The sequence below is a fragment of the Lactobacillus sp. C449L genome, assembly GCF_059900815.1.
In genome coordinates this window covers 1-469 of the sequence record NZ_JBWXGA010000180.1, presented here as the reverse complement: position 1 = coordinate 469, position 469 = coordinate 1, and the positions used below count along the sequence as shown (strand labels likewise).

The 469-nt window shown below is 66.5% G+C and carries 1 protein-coding gene; it reads right to left on the bottom strand.

The genetic code is table 11. The features are described 5' to 3' along the window. On the bottom strand, nt 1-469 hold a 469-nt coding region (locus AC2JF9_RS08915; protein ID WP_500727050.1), incomplete at both ends, for a histidine kinase.

The window sequence follows — 469 nt, the reverse complement described above, 5'->3', positions numbered from 1 at the left end:
TCCTCCTCCCGACGCGCCATGATGAGCGAGGAAAGCGAATTCAATGTGTTGAACAGGAAGTGCGGATTGACCTGGTAGCGCAGTGCGCGGAGCTGGGCGGACTGGGCCGCCCGCTCGAAGTCGGCGGCGCGGCGCTCGGCCAGGCGCAGCTGGTTCGCGCTGCTCATCGCCACGTAGAAGGACGCCCAGGCCGCGAAGAAGAAATACCAGCTGACGCTGCTGTCGGCGATCACGCGCGGCGCCTGCTCCATCAGAATCTCGCGGATCGACTGCGACTGGAGGGTGATGGCGGGGCCGCTCCGCGGCTCGATGGTGATCCGGCCAGACGCGGTGCGGCTGAGCACCGTGCCGTCCTTCGCCCGCTCCGTCTGCGTCTCCTGCGTCACGAGCGGCTCGTACATAAAGAACATGGTGAAGTTGATCGCGGCGAACACAACAGCGGCCGGGATGCAGGCGATCGCGGCGGCGA